This window comes from Aequorivita iocasae (genome assembly GCF_016757735.1).
Taxonomy (GTDB): domain Bacteria; phylum Bacteroidota; class Bacteroidia; order Flavobacteriales; family Flavobacteriaceae; genus Aequorivita; species Aequorivita iocasae.
This window is the reverse complement of sequence record NZ_CP068439.1, coordinates 488,577-504,296: the sequence shown is the minus strand read 5'-3', so window position 1 is coordinate 504,296 and position 15,720 is coordinate 488,577. Positions and strand designations below refer to the sequence as shown.

The following is a 15,720-nucleotide window of genomic DNA, read 5'->3' as shown; positions in this document are numbered from 1 at the left end:
TTTTTTGAAAAAGTTGAAAAAGTGTGTCTTTGACAAAAGCACACTTTTTTTATGACACGTAAAACGTTATTTGCCAGTTTTTTTACGCGTTTTAGAAGGGCGTAAATTTTATTCTTATGTAACACCTCAGTTTAAAATTCGTCATATAAATATCAAAAAATATCATCAATCAAAATCAATCAAAATCATGAAATCATCAAAAAAATCCTTACGCAGAATCGCGTTTGTGGCGGTCATTGCCTTTATTGCAACATTCACCGTTAGTTTCGGACAAAACAAAACGACACAATTAGATAACCTTTTAAATAAATACACCGAATACGGCCAGTTTAACGGCTCGGTATTGGTGGCTGACAAAGGGAAAATTGTCTACAAAAAAGGCTTTGGATTGGCCAATATGGAATGGGATATTCCCAATGCACCCGATACTAAACACCGTTTGGGAAGCATCACCAAACAATTTACCGCCATGCTCATTATGCAGCTCGTGGCCGAAGGAAAATTGGATTTACAGGCGCCTATTTCCAAATATCTGCCAGACTACCCTAAAGTAAATGCCGATAAAATCACAACCCACCAATTACTCACCCATACCTCGGGCACACCCAATTATACTTCGTTTCCCGATTTCTTCAAAACCATGAGCCGCAATCCATACACGCCAACCGAAATGGTAAAAATGTATGCTGATTCTATTTTGAATTTTACGCCGGGCGAACGGTTTTCTTATAGCAATTCAGGTTATATCACGCTTGGGGCCATAATTGAAAAGATTACGGGAAAGACCTACGAAGAAGTTTTGCAGGAAAAGATATTCACGCCTTTAAAAATGAATAATAGCGGCTATGACCATCACCATACAATTCTAAAAAAACGTGCAGCAGGCTATGAAATGAAGGGCAGTAAGCCTGAAAACGCACCATATATAGATATGTCCACGCCCTATGCTGCTGGCTCAATGTATTCAACGGTAGAAGATTTATTTATTTGGGACCAAGCCTTGTACACCGAAAAATTGCTTCCAAAGAAATATAGGGATATGATGTATGAAAAATACGTGCCTGCCTTTGGTCAGTATTACGGTTATGGCTGGAGCGTTGGTTCTTTCCCGGTCGGTAATACCAAAGACAGTACAGAAATAATTGGCCATGGTGGCGGAATCAATGGTTTCAACACCCTTATAACACGAATGCCCAAGGAGAAATCGACCATCATTTTGTTGAACAATACAGGAAGAGCACCTTTGGATGATATTACAATTGCCATAAATCGAATTCTTCACGGAACAACCTATGAGCTTCCGAAGCAATCCTTAGCCAATTTGGTTTATAAAGAGATTATAGATAAAGATTTAAAAGCTGGACTTGCATTTTATGAAAAAAATAAAGATTCAAAAGAGTATTCCAAATCTGAAAGCGAAATGAACACTATGGGCTATACACTCTTACAAGCTGGAAAGAAAAAAGAGGCGGAAGCAATTTTTAAATTAAATATGGAGGCCTTTCCAAAATCCGCTAATGTATATGACAGTTACGCGGAAGCCTTGATGGAGCAGGGAAAAATTGAGCTGGCAATTGCTAATTATAAAAAATCAATAGAATTGAATCCCGGAAACCAAAACGGGATTGATATGCTGAAAATGCTTGGCGTGGAAACCGAAGGTTTAGCAAAAGATGCAATTGTGCCCGATGCTGTTTTGGAAACTTATGTGGGTAATTATGAACTGAAACCGGGTTTTGTTCTTACCGTTACTAAAGAAGGGAACCAACTGAAAGCACAAGCCACGGGGCAGCCTGGTTTTGAAATATTTCCAAAATCGGAGACAGAGTTTTATGTGAAAGTTGTTGCGGCACAGATTACTTTTAATAAGAATAGCGCTGGAGTTGTTGAAAGCTTGACCTTGTTTCAAGGAGGGCAAGAAATTGTTGGTAAGAAAATCTAGTTATCGGTTTTCTTTAGTGGCTGACTCTTGATGTGTAAATTGTTATATTAGCTTGCAGGTTTAAAATATAAATCTGCAAGCTTTTTCTTTTAATAAATACTGAAATGAAAATACATATAGAAACGGACCGATTAATTATGCGCGATTTGATGGATGAGGATGTGCAAGGTATGTTCGCCATGGATTCTGATGCTGAGGTGCATGCTTTTTTGGGAAACAAACCTATTTCCACTATGGAGGAAGCTAAAAAGATGATTGCTTCCATAAAAGAGCAATACGTTCAAAACGGCATTGGCAGATGGGCTGTTGTTGAAAAAGAAAGTGGCGATTTTGTGGGTTGGAGCGGGTTTAAATATATTACCGATACTTTTGGCGGCAGATCAAACTTTTACGATTTGGGATATCGCTTCATAAAAAAATACTGGGGAAAAGGCTATGCAACTGAAACCGCTATAGCTTCCTTAAATCATGGGTTTGCAAAACTGAATTACGAAGAAATCTGTGGTATGGCAGATGTGGACCATATTGCATCAAATGTTATTTTGAAAAAAATAGGTTTATTAAAACGGAATGAATTTTACTATGACGGAACGCTTCATAATTTCTACTCGCTAAGCAAAAAAGAATGGCTGAGGAATAATAAGAATAGCTGTTGATAGCTACTATCGGCCATTTTACTATCTTAGTAATCAGCTATTTAAACAGAGCTGCTACAAATACCATCTTACAATGAGCAAGAAGACATTCAAGGCACCAGGAATTTATATTGAAGAAGTTGCAGCCTTCCCAAATTCTGTAGCTCAGGTTGAAACAGCCATTCCTGCGTTTATTGGATATACACCCCGGGCGGAGCGCAATGGTAATGATTGTTCTTTTGAACCTATCAAAATAACTTCCTTTATTGAATTTGAACGTGTTTTTTGTTTTCCTGATGGCCCTGAGCCTGTTCAGCAGTATAGTCCGCAGTATTATTTGGTGCGTCAAAATTCCAAACCTAAAGAGGGAGATTTTATTCTAATAGGAAGCGAATATTACTCCATACTTCCCGATGCTTCCACTATCTATTATCTGTACAACAGCATAAAATTGTTTTATCAAAATGGCGGAGGCAAGGCTTATATTGTATCAGTTGGAGGCTATGGAAAAGCTTCAGGAGCAGCTTTAGATATTGGAGATCCTTTGGTAAACCCAAATGTTCAGCTTGCCGATTTATTAAAGGGCTTGTCGACATTGAAAACAGAGGAAGAACCCACTATGTATATATGTCCGGAGGCAACTCTGCTTTCTTCAGCTGAAAATGGAACCCTGATGCAAAATATGCTTTTGCAGAATAATGAAATGCAGACGGCAATAAGCATTTTTGATGTTATAGGCGGAAATAGAGAAAATCCGAGTGGGAATAATTTAGATATAGAAACATTTAGAAATAATACAGGAACTACCGGCCTAAATTATGGAGCTGCATATTACCCTTTTTTAGGAACCACCATTATGGGTAATCAGGATTTGAACTATACCAATCTATTTGGCGGGGATGTTAGGGCTTTGGCTACCGTTTTTAACTCAATACAGCCGCCTGAAAAAAGTTCTTTAGAACTTCTAAAATCTATTTATAATTCTGAAAATTCACAATCAGTAAATGAAAATCATCGTACGTTACTTGCTATAAGTGTAACCTATAAAAATATTATTTCGGCTGTTTTACAGCTTGTCAACATATTGCCTGCCAGTGGCGGAATGGCGGGAGTTGTAACTATGTTAGATAACAGTAGAGGTGTTTGGAAAGCTCCCGCAAATGTTTCGATAACTGGAGTAGCTTCTTTGCCAATAAAAATTAACCAAGCTGAACAGGAAAATTTAAATGTTGATGCCGTGAGCGGGAAATCAATAAATGCGATTAGAAACTTTCCTGGAAGGGGAGCATTGGTATGGGGGGCTAAAACACTGGATGGCAATAATAATGATTGGCGCTATATAAACGTAAGAAGAACAATGATTTTTATAGAGCAATCATGTAAAAAAGCCTGTTTGAATTTTGTTTTTGAACCCAATGATGCCAATACCTGGGTTCGGATACAATGGATGATTGAAAATTTCTTGAACAATCTTTGGAGGCAAGGAGCATTGGCGGGGTCTACCCCAAGGGACGCATATTTTGTTAAGTGTGGGTTGGGAACTACCATGACTTCCCAAGATGTTTTGGAGGGTCGGCTGATTGTAACCCTAGGTGTCGCAGTCTCAAGACCAGCGGAATTTATTGTATCTTCTTTTGTTCAGCAACAAATGGTTTAGTCTTAAGATGGTATAAATCTGCTTTTTATTCTTTATTTTAGTGTCAACTTACTCATTGACAATATGATATTATTGCCTTACTTAAATAAAAAACTCTTTGCTCTAAAGTTGTTAGGGGCACTTCTCTTACTTGGAGGCTGCCAAGCTACCTTGGCCCCAGCATACGATCAGGCCATAGTTGAAAAGGTAACGGAAAGCAGTAATCTGGCAATGCGTTTTTTTGCCGAAGTAGATGGGGGGACGGACAGCGAAAGTTTTGCTCAGCGTGAAGCTGTGTACAACGTTTTAATAGGTGCTTTTGAATCGCTAAAATTACAGGCCAAAGCCCGGCCCGTTCCCGAAAATGTGGCGCTGGACAAAATAAACGAACTGCTGCAAGCCAAAGGAAGTAGCGCCATTTCTGGAGAATATCCAAGTGCCTTCGCTTTTGAAAAGATTGCCGAAACCTTCAAAAAAATGAAGCAGACCGATCGGGAAAATGGTATAAAACCTTTGGCGTTACAAGCATTTAAAGGCCAGGTTGAAATCTTTTTGGATCAGGCAATAACCTATGAAAGTTTCTTAAAAAGATAAGCTTATGGCACAGGATGTATCAACAATCATTACAAGCATAAAGGATATTGCTTCCGATATTTTGGAGAAGGATATTTCCACAGTACGCGGTTTTAGTGAACGGCAAGTAGAGGCCATCGCCAAACAAACCGTGATTATCCAAAAAGGAATAGCCAATGGTGATATTGACGAAGACCTTCGGGAGTTTTTCCTGGATGGCTTGGAAGCTATGGCCCTCAACTTCGTAAATACCTTGAAAGGAATTTTGATGGTAACTTTAGAAAAGCTTTGGAATGCCTTGGTAAATTTTCTTTATAAAGCGGTGGGCGTGGTTATTTGAAAATAATACATTTCAAGTTTTAAGCACCTTATTCCCAAATTAACCAATCACGAAATCCAATCCCCAATTATAATTTCGTAAATTTGCACCTTCGTTTTTTATTCATTAAAGCAAACCCATGACTAATATTATTTTGTTCGGCCCTCCTGGCGCAGGAAAAGGAACGCAAGCCAATTTTTTAAAAGAAAAGTACAATTTGGTGCACATTTCTACTGGTGATGTATTTAGATACAACATAAAAAATGAAACCGAGCTGGGCAACCTCGCCAAGTCATTTATAGCAAAAGGGAAATTAGTGCCAGACGAGATCACTATTGATATGCTCAGCAACGAAGTAGATAAAAATCCTGATGCCAATGGTTTTATTTTTGACGGTTTCCCCAGAACGGAAGCCCAAGCCGAAGCATTGGCACACTTGATGGATGATAAGGATACGCAGATAGACGCTATGGTTGCGTTGGAAGTGGATGATGAGGTTTTGGTAAAACGCTTATTGGAACGTGGTAAAACCAGTGGGAGAGCAGACGATGCAGACGAGAGTATTATCCGTAACCGTATAAAAGTATATTACAACGAAACCGCTATACTAAAGGACTATTACGAGAAAAAAGGCAAATACTACGGGGTTGATGGTGTGGGTAGTATTGAGGAAATTACGGAACGCTTAAGTAAGGTTATAGACGGTTTGTAGTTTATTGTTTAATCGTTTAACTGTTTAACTGTTTAACTGTTTAATGGTTTAACTGTGTAAAGGTATTTATGTATAAGCATTCTTTTGAAAAATTGGAAGTTTGGCAAGACTCAATTGATTTAGTTGAGGTTGTATATAAAATAAGTGAAAGTTTTCCTGTAGAGGAGCGTTTTGGATTAACCAATCAAATGCGAAGATGTTCGGTTTCAATAGCTTCTAATTTAGCTGAAGGTACTTCCCGAATAACACAAAAAGATAAATCACATTTTTCAACAATGGCATTTAGTTCGACAATGGAATTGTTAAATCAAGTAATAATTTCCAAAAGGTTGAATTTTATTGATGATGAGGCTTATAAAAAACTTCGTGCACATCTTTTAATGATATCGAATAAAATCAATGCGTTAAGAAATGCACAATTAAAAAAATAAACAATTACACAATTCAACAAACACACAATTCCACAAAACAATGACTGAAGGCAATTTTGTAGATTACGTAAAGGTCCATGTTACTTCCGGAAAGGGAGGACAGGGCAGTAAGCACATGCGTCGGGAAAAGTATATTCCCAAAGGTGGTCCCGATGGTGGTGATGGTGGCCGCGGCGGACACGTAATTGTAAAGGCCAACAAAAACCTTTGGACATTGTACCATTTAAAATTCAAAAGACATTTTAAAGCCGAACACGGCGAACACGGCAGCAAGCAAACAAGCACAGGTGCCGATGGTGCCGATGTTTATATTGAAGTACCCTTGGGTACAGTAGTACGCGATAAGGAAACCGAGGAAATACTCTTTGAGCTCACCGAAGACGGGGAAGAAAAAGTAGTTGCCAAAGGCGGTCGCGGCGGATTAGGGAATGCCCATTTTAAAAGTGCAACCAACCAAACTCCACGCTACTCACAGCCTGGCGAGGAAGGAGAAGAAGTAGATATTATTCTTGAACTTAAAATCCTGGCAGATGTGGGTCTCGTTGGTTTCCCCAATGCCGGTAAATCTACCCTGCTTTCCGTTATTACCGCAGCAAAACCTAAGATTGCTAATTACGAATTCACCACATTGAAGCCAAACTTGGGGATTGTTAAATACCGCGATTTTAAAACTTTTGTAGTTGCGGATATTCCCGGAATCATTGAAGGTGCTGCTGAAGGTAAAGGGATTGGGCATCGTTTTCTTCGCCATATTGAGCGTAACTCTACCTTGCTGTTTTTGATTCCCGCAGATGCACCGGATATTAAGGAACAATACGATATTTTGGTAGATGAGCTGCGCCGTTACAATCCACAACTTTTAGATAAGGAACGTTTAGTAGCCATCAGCAAAAGCGATATGCTAGATGATGAATTGAAAGCCGAGATGAAAAAGATTCTCGACAAACAGTTTAAGGGTATTCCGTATCTGTTTATTTCTTCCGTGGCGCAACAAGGTTTGACAGAGTTAAAGGATAAACTTTGGGCGATGTTGAATTAGAACCAATGTCAGGTCGAGGGAAGTCAAAGTGTGAGCGGTAATTAATTAGATTAAGTTTTCAAATATGGAAGACCTTTCCGCAGGCATCTATTTTGTGGAAGTGGTTACCAATAAAGGTACTGTGACAAAGAAAATTGTTAAAGAATAGCAAACCCAAAACTAAAGGCAGCTTTTTTGCGTATTTTTAAGGAAAAGATAATGCAATGAAGTTGCTCTCAATTTTAGTACTCTCCATATTTTTTATTTCCTGTGGCGCCACGGTGGCCGTGGATTATGACAAGCAAGCGGATTTTTCAAAATATTCTACCTATAACTATTTTCCTACGATAGATTCAGGGTTAAACCAATTAGACGATAGCCGTATCATGCAGATTACAGATAGTTTGCTGCAGCAGCGAGGTTTCGTAAAAAGTGACACTCCCCAATTGTACATCAACTTTTATGCGCGCGAGAGCGTTTCCCGCTCACGCAATACTATTGGTATTGGGGTTGGTGGAGGTGGGGGCAACGTGGGCGTGGGCGTAAGCGGTGGCATTCCAATTGGCGGAAGAGTAATAAACCAACAATTGACAATGGATTTTATTGATGTTGAAAAAGACGATTTGGTTTGGCAGGCCGTGGCAGAAGGGGAGATGAAAGAACGTGCAACGCCACAACAAAAAGAAACATATTACGTTTCGGTCTTACAGAGAATTTTAGCGAAATATCCACCAAAAGATAAGTAGGCCGTGCGCAGTAACGATTTAAAGTTATTTAAACATTACGCGCATACCTTATTCTTTTGGATGCTAGTGCCTACGCTATTATTTCCACTCGGAACAGTTGCCCAAAACAATTACCAAAAGGCAGAAAAATACTTTGAGCAAGAAAACTTCAACAAGGCAAAACCTATTTTTGAAAAGTATTTAAAACAAAATCCCACTGATAAAAAAACCCGAGAATATTTAGGTGATATAGCAGCTTATGGAAAGAATTGGGATACAGCTGTTTCTTATTATGAAAGCTTAGTCAAAGAAGAAGGAACCAGTGCCAATTACCATTTTAAATATGGCGGTGCTCTGGGGATGAAAGCGCTATCCGTAAGCCGTCTTCGGGCGGTTACATACATTGGCGATATAAAACACCATTTGGAACGAGCAGCAACCCTGGACCCAAACCATATTGAGGCGCGGTGGGCCTTAGTGGAGTTTTACATTCAGTTGCCGGGCATTATCGGTGGAAGTGAAAAAAAAGCAATTGCCTATGCCGATGAATTGAGAGCCATTTCAAAAGTGGACGAATACCTCGCGAAAGGCTACATCGCCGAGTATTCCGACAGACCGAAAGATGCGGAACTATTTTACAAAAAAGCAATTGAAGTGGGCGGTTCACCACATACCTATGAAAAACTTGCAGGTCTTTATGAAAAGAACAATCAGCCAATGGAAGCGTTGGAAACCACTTCAAAATCCTTAAAAATCCATAAGCGCAACCAACTCAATTATCAAATTGGGAAAATTGCAGCGCAGTACAATCTGCAGCCCCAATACGGTATTGAATGCCTTAGCCAATATTTGGCCAACTACTCCATAAAAGATGGCGTCCCCAAGGATTGGGCATACTTCCGTTTGGCGCAGATTTATAAAAATCTCGGCAAAAAGGAAATTGCCCTCACCTGGATAAACAAAGCCTTGGCAGATCGAAATGATTTTGATGAAGCGCAAAAAGAAAAATCACTCATCTTAGCGATGTAATCTCTAATTCAGAATTAGAAATTTTATATTTGTTGAAGCAAACTCAGGAAGCATTTTAAAACCTGAAATTTGAAACTATTTTATGAAAATCCACTTTATAGCCATAGGCGGCAGCGCAATGCACAACCTTGCATTGGCATTACATCAAAAAGGAGATACTGTAACAGGGAGCGACGACGAGATTTTTGAACCATCTAAAAGCAGATTGAAAAACAAAGGTCTTTTACCAGAAAAAGAAGGCTGGTTTCCCGAAAAGTTATCTTCGGAAATTGATGCAGTAATTCTCGGAATGCACGCCAAAGCGGACAATCCAGAACTTTTAAAGGCGAAGGAACTGGGTTTAATAATTTACAGTTACCCAGAATTTCTTTACGAACAGTCCAAAAACAAAACCCGCGTGGTCATTGGTGGTTCTCACGGAAAAACTACTATTACATCTATGATTCTTCACGTGATGAACTATCATGGCAAGGATGTAGATTACATGGTAGGCGCCCAATTGGAAGGGTTTGACACTATGGTAAAGATAACCGATGACAATGATTTTATGGTGATTGAAGGTGATGAATACCTTTCCTCTCCCATTGACCGTCGCCCAAAATTCCATCTATACAAACCGAACATTGCTTTACTCAGCGGCATTGCGTGGGACCACATCAATGTTTTTCCAACCTATGAAAATTATGTGGAACAGTTTGAAATATTTCTGAAGGAAATAACAAACGGCGGTGCAATTATTTATAATGAAGAAGACGCTGAGGTGAAGCGGGTGGTAGAAGCAGCTGCCAACCCGATCAAGAAATATCCCTATCAAACACCAGCATATTCCGTGGAAGACGGAACCACCCTTTTGGAAACTCCCGAAGGGCCAATGCCGGTGGAAATCTTCGGAAAACACAACTTAAATAATCTGGAAGGTGCCCGCTGGATTTGCCAATTGATGGGTGTAGATGCCGATGATTTTTACGAAGCCATCGCAACCTTCAAAGGTGCAAGCAAACGTTTGGAAAAAATTGCTGAAACCAAAACTGCTGTTGCATATAAAGATTACGCACATTCGCCCAGCAAAGTAAAAGCCACTACCCAAGCGGTTAAAAACCAGTATCCCGAGAGAAAACTCATTGCCTGTTTGGAATTGCACACTTACAGCAGCCTAAACCCGGAATTTTTAAAGGAATATAAAGGCACCTTGGATGCAGCGGATAGTGCGGTAGTTTTCTATTCGCCGCATGCGGTGATGATAAAACAGTTGGAAGAAATAAAAGGTGAGCAGATTGACGAGGCTTTTGATCGAGACGATCTAGTAGTGTTCACCAATCCGGCCGATTTTAAAACGTATCTTTTTTCTCAGGATTATGACAATACTTGCTTGCTTTTAATGAGCAGCGGCAATTATGGAGGGTTGGATTTTGAGGAAGTAAAGAAGTATTTAAAATAAATTGGAAATACATTGCGTTATAAGGTGACTAACGTTAATCCAATCTTATGAAATTTTCCCTATCCGTTTTAATTGTATTTTCAGTTTTATTTACTTCCTGTAATAAAGATGACGGCACTCCGCAAGAGGCGCAAGAACTTTCCGAACCCAATTTTTATGCTTTAACTGTTGGTAATTCTTGGCGGTATGAATATTTCCAAAGAATTGATCGAACGGATGAATTTGAAAGTTTGGGTGCATTCGATGATGTATCTATTACTGGAACATCTGAAATTAATGGTAATACATTTTATACTTTCGAAACCACTACATCGGGAAATGATGGTACAAGTGCAATTGTGCCAGATAATGGAACTGTGGTCACCAAACTAAGAGATTCATCAGGATATTTAATTGACGAAAATCATTTAAAATATTTTTCAAATTCCAACATCAATCAGGAATATTTAATCAGAGATGCTCCTGGAGATGCAAAAATATATGGAGTATTGGCGAGTGTTGATTCAAATGTGCAAGTTGCGGCTGGAGATTTTGTATGTTCTGTAAATGAGCTTTTTGCAAAATTTACCAACGGGAATATATCACCAGGAAGAGATTATTATTCTTATTCAGAAGAAATTGGACAAGTAAAATCAACGTGTTCTTTTGTATCAGATTCATTGACAAGAGTTGAAAGAAGATTAGTTTCCTATAATATTGCTGAATAGAATTATTCAAATATTTTATTGATAAATCCCGAAACATCGTTTCGGGATTTTTTTATTAATTCCTCTTTCGCATTCTCAAAATCCTGGGGGATTTTATCTTGTGAAAGCTTTAATTTCCCTTCCCAATTGGTAATTTCTATTTCAAAAGCTTGAATGTAATCTATCAAACGCTCCATGCGTGGGTCGTCTTTTTTTAGAATGAATTTTTGTGCTTCGCCTTCCAAAAATTCGGTCATGTTTACAATTGTTTGCTTAGCCGCTTCCGGATCATTTATAAGTTGAAGGCTGCCTGTAATATGAACGATGATATAATTCCAGGTGGGTAATTGTGGCGTAATATATATACTAGGCGAAATGTAGGTATCTGGCCCTTTGAAAACTACCGTAACTCTCGCGTTTTCAGTCATTGTTTCCATTTGTGGATTGCTGCGGTCTATATGGGCAACCAATTTTTTGGTGGTTTCATTGTAAATAAAGGGAATGTGCGTGATGTAGGGTTTTTTATCCTTCGCCGTAACTAACATTCCCAAAGGAAAATGCTTGATAACGGAAATCATTTTTTCAATATCGTGGCTTTGGTGGTGCGGGGGTGGATACATTTTGATTTACGATTTTAGGTTGAAGAATTGCGATTTCTCCAAAATTGACAGTATTTAAAAGTAGTTAAAAAGTTCTATGCTTTTGAAGTCAATGATTTAAAAAACACAAACCCAAATCCCAAAAAAAGCATGAGGTGAAACGGGAACAGTCCAAAATCGCCTCCTTGATCGCCAACCACAAAGGCACTGTACATCCCAAAGGCGAAATAGAGCATTAAAATACCTTCAAAAATCACATTTGGTGAGATGTTTTTGGCCAGGTATTTATTGCCTTTCCAGCTTTCCTTTAAAGTACTTATATTGAATTTTGGGGTACGTATAAATTCGCTTTTCTTACCAAAATGTCCTTCCAAGACTGCAATGGAATTGTGTAGTGAAAAGCCCATTGCTACTGAAAAAAAGGTGAAAAACATAGCTGAATATTTCACAAAATGTTTAAAACCGCCGCCATAGATAGTTTTGTAAGTAAACCAATAACAGATGAAAAAAATAATCGTGCTGGCGACAAAAAAGCTCATCACATAGAAGTACAATTTCAAATGTTCGTATTCATTTTTGATATAAAGCATCGGAATGCTTAAAATTGCCACTATCAAAATGTTCAAAAACATGGTGCTGTTTAGCAAATGCAGAAAGCTGTGTATTTTGGTTTTCGCAGAAATATCGTGGCTTTTAAAAACACGCCACGCCATTTTCTGAAAATTTTCGGCTCCGCCTTTGTTCCACCTAAATTGTTGGGAACGCGCCGCACTGATAACCACCGGAAGTTCCGCCGGGGTTTCAACTTCTTCCAAATATTTAAATTTCCAGTTTTTAAGCTGCGCACGGTAGCTGAGGTCCAAATCTTCGGTAAGTGTGTCGCCTTCCCAGTTGCCGGCGTCCAGAATGCATTCCTTTCGCCAAACGCCCGCCGTTCCATTGAAATTTATAAAATGTCCTTTGCTGTTTCTTCCCACCTGTTCCAAAGTGAAATGTGCATCGAGCGCAAAGGCTTGAACACGCGTAAGTATGGAGTAGTCACGGTTTAAATGCCCCCAGCGGGTTTGCACCACTCCAATTTTCTCATCTTTAAAATATGGTATGGTATTTTTTAACCAATTTTTCTTTGGAAGAAAATCTGCATCAAAAATAGCTATATATTCGCCTTTGGCAGTTTTTAAGCCTTCTTTCAGCGCGCCAGCTTTAAAACCTTTACGGTTTTCGCGCGTTACATGATGAATGTCCAAACCTGTTTTCTGAAGCGCTTTAATGTGCCTTGCGGTTTCCTCAAAAGATTCATCGGTGCTGTCGTCAAGCACTTGTATTTCAAACTTTTCCGCTGGATAATCAATTTCGGCTATATTATCCAGCAGACGTTCCATTACGTAAAGCTCGTTATAAACCGGAAGTTGGATGGTTACCAAGGGAACTTCTTCTTCATTTGAAAAATCAAATGTTGGTGAATATTTATTGCTTTTTCGAGCCTTTAAATAGTTGAATAACAAATTCAACTGCGCCAAGGCATACATAAAAATGAGGAGCAGGGCAATGGAATAAACGGCAATGATTATTGATTCAAGAATCATTTTTTGAAACTGTATTTAAAGATCCAGCTAAGGATTTTTACGCCCGCAAAGATAGCACCTTTTACCGTACCCGAAACTTTGGAGACCCCGATGCGGTTTTTATATTTTACAGGCACTTCAGCATATGTAAATTTCTTTTTCAAAACTTTCAGTTGCATTTCCACAGTCCAGCCATAGGTTTTGTCCTCCATGTTTAGGGAAAGCAATTTTTCATATTTAATGGCACGAAAGGGTCCCAGGTCGGTAAATTTTGAATTGAAAAAAAGTCTCATCAGTTTTGTTGCCAATTCATTGCCAAAGCGCTGGGGAAAAGTCATCGACCCAGATTCTCGCAATGCTTTTACCCGTGCACCCACTACAAAATCTATATTATTCTCTATAATAGGAGCTACGATTTGCGGCAACTCCGAAGGGTAATCACTGTAATCGCCATCGAGAAAAACTATTATTTCTGGTTTTGTTTTTTCTTCTGAAATGTATTCCATCCCTTTTAAGCAGGCGTTTCCGTAGCCGGCTTGTGGTTGAAACAGTACTGTGGCACCCGCCTTTTTGGCAACTTCGGCAGTAGTGTCGGTAGAGTTATTGTTGACCACAATTATTTCTGAAACGATATCCGGAATTTCAGCAATCACTTTCCCTATAGAGGCTTCTTCATTATAGGCGGGAATTATTACTTTAATAATTTTGGACATTAAAACTGGGGAATTTTTGAATTGCGAATTTCAGAAAAATATATGACATTCCGTTTGACAAGTATATTCTTAAACCTGAAAGCTCTATGCTGCGCACTACAACTGAATACTGCTACTTATTTACATAATTCATCAAATCCACATCATTTCCCAAAAGAACTTCGTTTGAATCAATTCTTTTTTCCAGAGGACCATTTTCAAGTTTCAATACCCCACGCGGGCAAACTGCCGAGCAGATTCCGCAGCCCACACAACTGGAACGTACAATGTTTTCTCCTTTTTGGGCATAAGCACGAACGTCGATGCCCATTTCGCAATAGGTGGAACAATTGCCGCAGCTGATGCATTGTCCGCCGTTTGTGGTAATTCTGAAACGCGAAAAAAGCCGTTGCTGAAAACCAAGAATTGCAGCCATCGGGCAACCGAAACGACACCAAACACGACTTCCGAAGATGGGGTAAAAACCTACGCCAATCACTCCGCTAAAAACGGCGCCTATTAAAAAACCATAGCTTTTTCGAAGGGTCTCGGCTTCAAATAGAAACAAAGTTTTTCCAGAAAAATAGTGAAACCCAATTAACGAAATAATAATCACGAAATAACCGATTGCCCCGTAACGGGCGTCTTTTTGTAATTCCTCCTTTTTAAAAATAAACGTTCCCGCAAAAACGGCCGTTAGGATTACTGCCACGGAAATTAGGAACACGTCTTTCGTCAACCAATATTTTGAACTGTCATCGCCCAAATAGCTATGCACCACCGCCGTAGTCATCAAAACCACAAACACCAGCACGCTGTGGATTACCCAGCGTTCCACCTTCCAGGCTATTTGCCGTTTGTCGCTCAAATGCCGAAAGGCATCGCCGGCGGTTTCTGCTAATCCCCCGCAACCGCAGACCCAACTACAGTACCAGCGTTTGCCGTATTTATAGGTTAAAATTGGCGTGATTACAAAAATGGACACGATTCCAAAAATCAATAATGCCAAGCCAATATCGCCAGCCGAAATAAACTGATCTACCCTGTATTGCTCAAAATTGTAATAATTGAGGGGCCAAATATTTTTTAGGTCGTAATAGGGAAGGGAAAAGGATTCACTGTTTAATCTCAGCATGAGTTCGGGAATCAAAAACGCGAAACCCAATTGAAAGAACATCACTGAATAGGTTCGCAATTTTTCGTATTTATTATGGCGGTATTTTAAGATGAATTTTATCCCAAATGCCAATATTGCCAAGGTATAAAGGGTTCCGTAAACAAACCATTGACTTGCGGGGCCACCGTTCAGCAATTTGCTCAAGGGGTCAAAAAGCGCTACTATTCCCTTGTTTTCACCATTCTTCACTAACCCCAAATACTGCGGAAACCAATAAAGTACCACATAAAATAGAGTGAGAATAATACCTAAAACCCAAGCCCAAAATCCCTTCGAAGTGAGCGATTTAAAATACACGCCGTCATTTTTAATGCCTTCGTGTTTATTTAAATATGCTGCCGTGGAAAACCAGATGGTTCCTCCTCCAATCATTATTAAGGAGGCTGTGAGCCAAAGGGTTTTATTTGGAAAGTTTACATTTAATAAGGCCAAAAAAAGTACGGACAAACCTATCAAACCTATAGCAGAAGCGAGCTTTTGTTGTGTGTTTATGGTTTTTGGCGGTTCCCCCGTAAGCGACATGTTTCGTTGCACTGTACTCAT

General features: G+C 39.3%; 17 protein-coding genes. 13 read left to right on the top strand and 4 right to left on the bottom strand.

Going from position 1 to position 15,720, the window contains the following annotated elements; translation table 11 throughout:
* The first annotated feature begins 187 nt into the window (after window positions 1–187).
* From JK629_RS02470 to JK629_RS02410, 13 genes are all read left to right on the top strand, one after another.
* Window positions 188–1,942, top strand: a complete 1,755-nt coding sequence (locus tag JK629_RS02470; protein ID WP_202337059.1) for a serine hydrolase — start codon at window positions 188–190, stop codon at window positions 1,940–1,942.
* A gap of 104 nt (window positions 1,943–2,046) precedes the next feature.
* On the top strand, window positions 2,047–2,598 hold the full coding sequence (locus JK629_RS02465; protein ID WP_202337058.1) for a GNAT family N-acetyltransferase: 552 nt from the start codon (window positions 2,047–2,049) through the stop codon (window positions 2,596–2,598).
* A gap of 73 nt (window positions 2,599–2,671) precedes the next feature.
* Complete coding sequence (locus tag JK629_RS02460) at window positions 2,672–4,234, top strand: phage tail sheath family protein (protein ID WP_202337057.1); 1,563 nt, start codon at window positions 2,672–2,674, stop codon at window positions 4,232–4,234.
* 63 nt (window positions 4,235–4,297) lie between these two features.
* The gene (locus tag JK629_RS02455; RefSeq protein ID WP_202337056.1) at window positions 4,298–4,807 is read left to right on the top strand and encodes a hypothetical protein; all 510 of its coding nucleotides are present in this window, start codon (window positions 4,298–4,300) and stop codon (window positions 4,805–4,807) included.
* Window positions 4,808–4,811: 4 nt separating this feature from the next.
* Window positions 4,812–5,126 (top strand): hypothetical protein, encoded by a 315-nt coding sequence (locus tag JK629_RS02450; RefSeq protein ID WP_202337055.1) that lies wholly within the window; start codon window positions 4,812–4,814, stop codon window positions 5,124–5,126.
* A gap of 118 nt (window positions 5,127–5,244) precedes the next feature.
* Window positions 5,245–5,817 carry an adenylate kinase gene (locus JK629_RS02445; protein ID WP_202337054.1) on the top strand — a complete coding sequence of 191 codons (573 nt, stop codon included), beginning with the start codon at window positions 5,245–5,247 and terminating at the stop codon, window positions 5,815–5,817.
* Window positions 5,818–5,885: 68 nt separating this feature from the next.
* Entirely contained in the window at window positions 5,886–6,248 is a 363-nt protein-coding gene (locus JK629_RS02440; RefSeq protein WP_202337053.1) for a four helix bundle protein, read from the top strand.
* 40 nt (window positions 6,249–6,288) lie between these two features.
* Window positions 6,289–7,287 (top strand): GTPase ObgE, encoded by a 999-nt coding sequence (gene obgE, locus JK629_RS02435; RefSeq protein WP_202337052.1) that lies wholly within the window; start codon window positions 6,289–6,291, stop codon window positions 7,285–7,287.
* Between the two features lie 64 nt (window positions 7,288–7,351).
* A complete protein-coding gene (locus tag JK629_RS15645; protein ID WP_202337971.1) occupies window positions 7,352–7,435 on the top strand; it encodes a T9SS type A sorting domain-containing protein in 84 nt (27 codons plus the stop codon).
* 55 nt (window positions 7,436–7,490) lie between these two features.
* Complete coding sequence (locus JK629_RS02425; protein WP_202337051.1) at window positions 7,491–8,012, top strand: DUF4136 domain-containing protein; 522 nt, start codon at window positions 7,491–7,493, stop codon at window positions 8,010–8,012.
* Window positions 8,013–8,015: 3 nt separating this feature from the next.
* Entirely contained in the window at window positions 8,016–9,020 is a 1,005-nt protein-coding gene (locus tag JK629_RS02420; RefSeq protein WP_237460067.1) for a tetratricopeptide repeat protein, read from the top strand.
* An 82-nt stretch (window positions 9,021–9,102) separates the two neighbouring features.
* Window positions 9,103–10,458 carry a UDP-N-acetylmuramate--L-alanine ligase gene (locus JK629_RS02415; protein ID WP_202337050.1) on the top strand — a complete coding sequence of 452 codons (1,356 nt, stop codon included), beginning with the start codon at window positions 9,103–9,105 and terminating at the stop codon, window positions 10,456–10,458.
* Window positions 10,459–10,505: 47 nt separating this feature from the next.
* Window positions 10,506–11,165, top strand: a complete 660-nt coding sequence (locus JK629_RS02410) for a hypothetical protein (RefSeq protein ID WP_202337049.1) — start codon at window positions 10,506–10,508, stop codon at window positions 11,163–11,165.
* A 2-nt stretch (window positions 11,166–11,167) separates the two neighbouring features.
* Here the strand turns inward: JK629_RS02410 and JK629_RS02405 are convergent, their stop codons facing one another.
* The 4 genes from JK629_RS02405 to JK629_RS02390 all read right to left on the bottom strand — a co-directional run bounded on the left by JK629_RS02405 (window position 11,168) and on the right by JK629_RS02390 (window position 15,720).
* Window positions 11,168–11,764 (bottom strand): FMN-binding negative transcriptional regulator, encoded by a 597-nt coding sequence (locus JK629_RS02405; protein WP_202337048.1) that lies wholly within the window; start codon window positions 11,762–11,764, stop codon window positions 11,168–11,170.
* 74 nt (window positions 11,765–11,838) lie between these two features.
* Window positions 11,839–13,329: a cellulose synthase family protein gene (locus JK629_RS02400; protein ID WP_202337047.1), complete on the bottom strand. Its 1,491-nt coding sequence runs from the start codon at window positions 13,327–13,329 to the stop codon at window positions 11,839–11,841.
* Window positions 13,326–14,021 carry a glycosyltransferase family 2 protein gene (locus JK629_RS02395; RefSeq protein ID WP_202337046.1) on the bottom strand — a complete coding sequence of 232 codons (696 nt, stop codon included), beginning with the start codon at window positions 14,019–14,021 and terminating at the stop codon, window positions 13,326–13,328. The genes JK629_RS02400 and JK629_RS02395 overlap by 4 nt, the downstream gene beginning before the upstream one ends.
* Before the next feature lie 112 nt (window positions 14,022–14,133).
* Complete coding sequence (locus JK629_RS02390; protein WP_202337045.1) at window positions 14,134–15,720, bottom strand: 4Fe-4S binding protein; 1,587 nt, start codon at window positions 15,718–15,720, stop codon at window positions 14,134–14,136.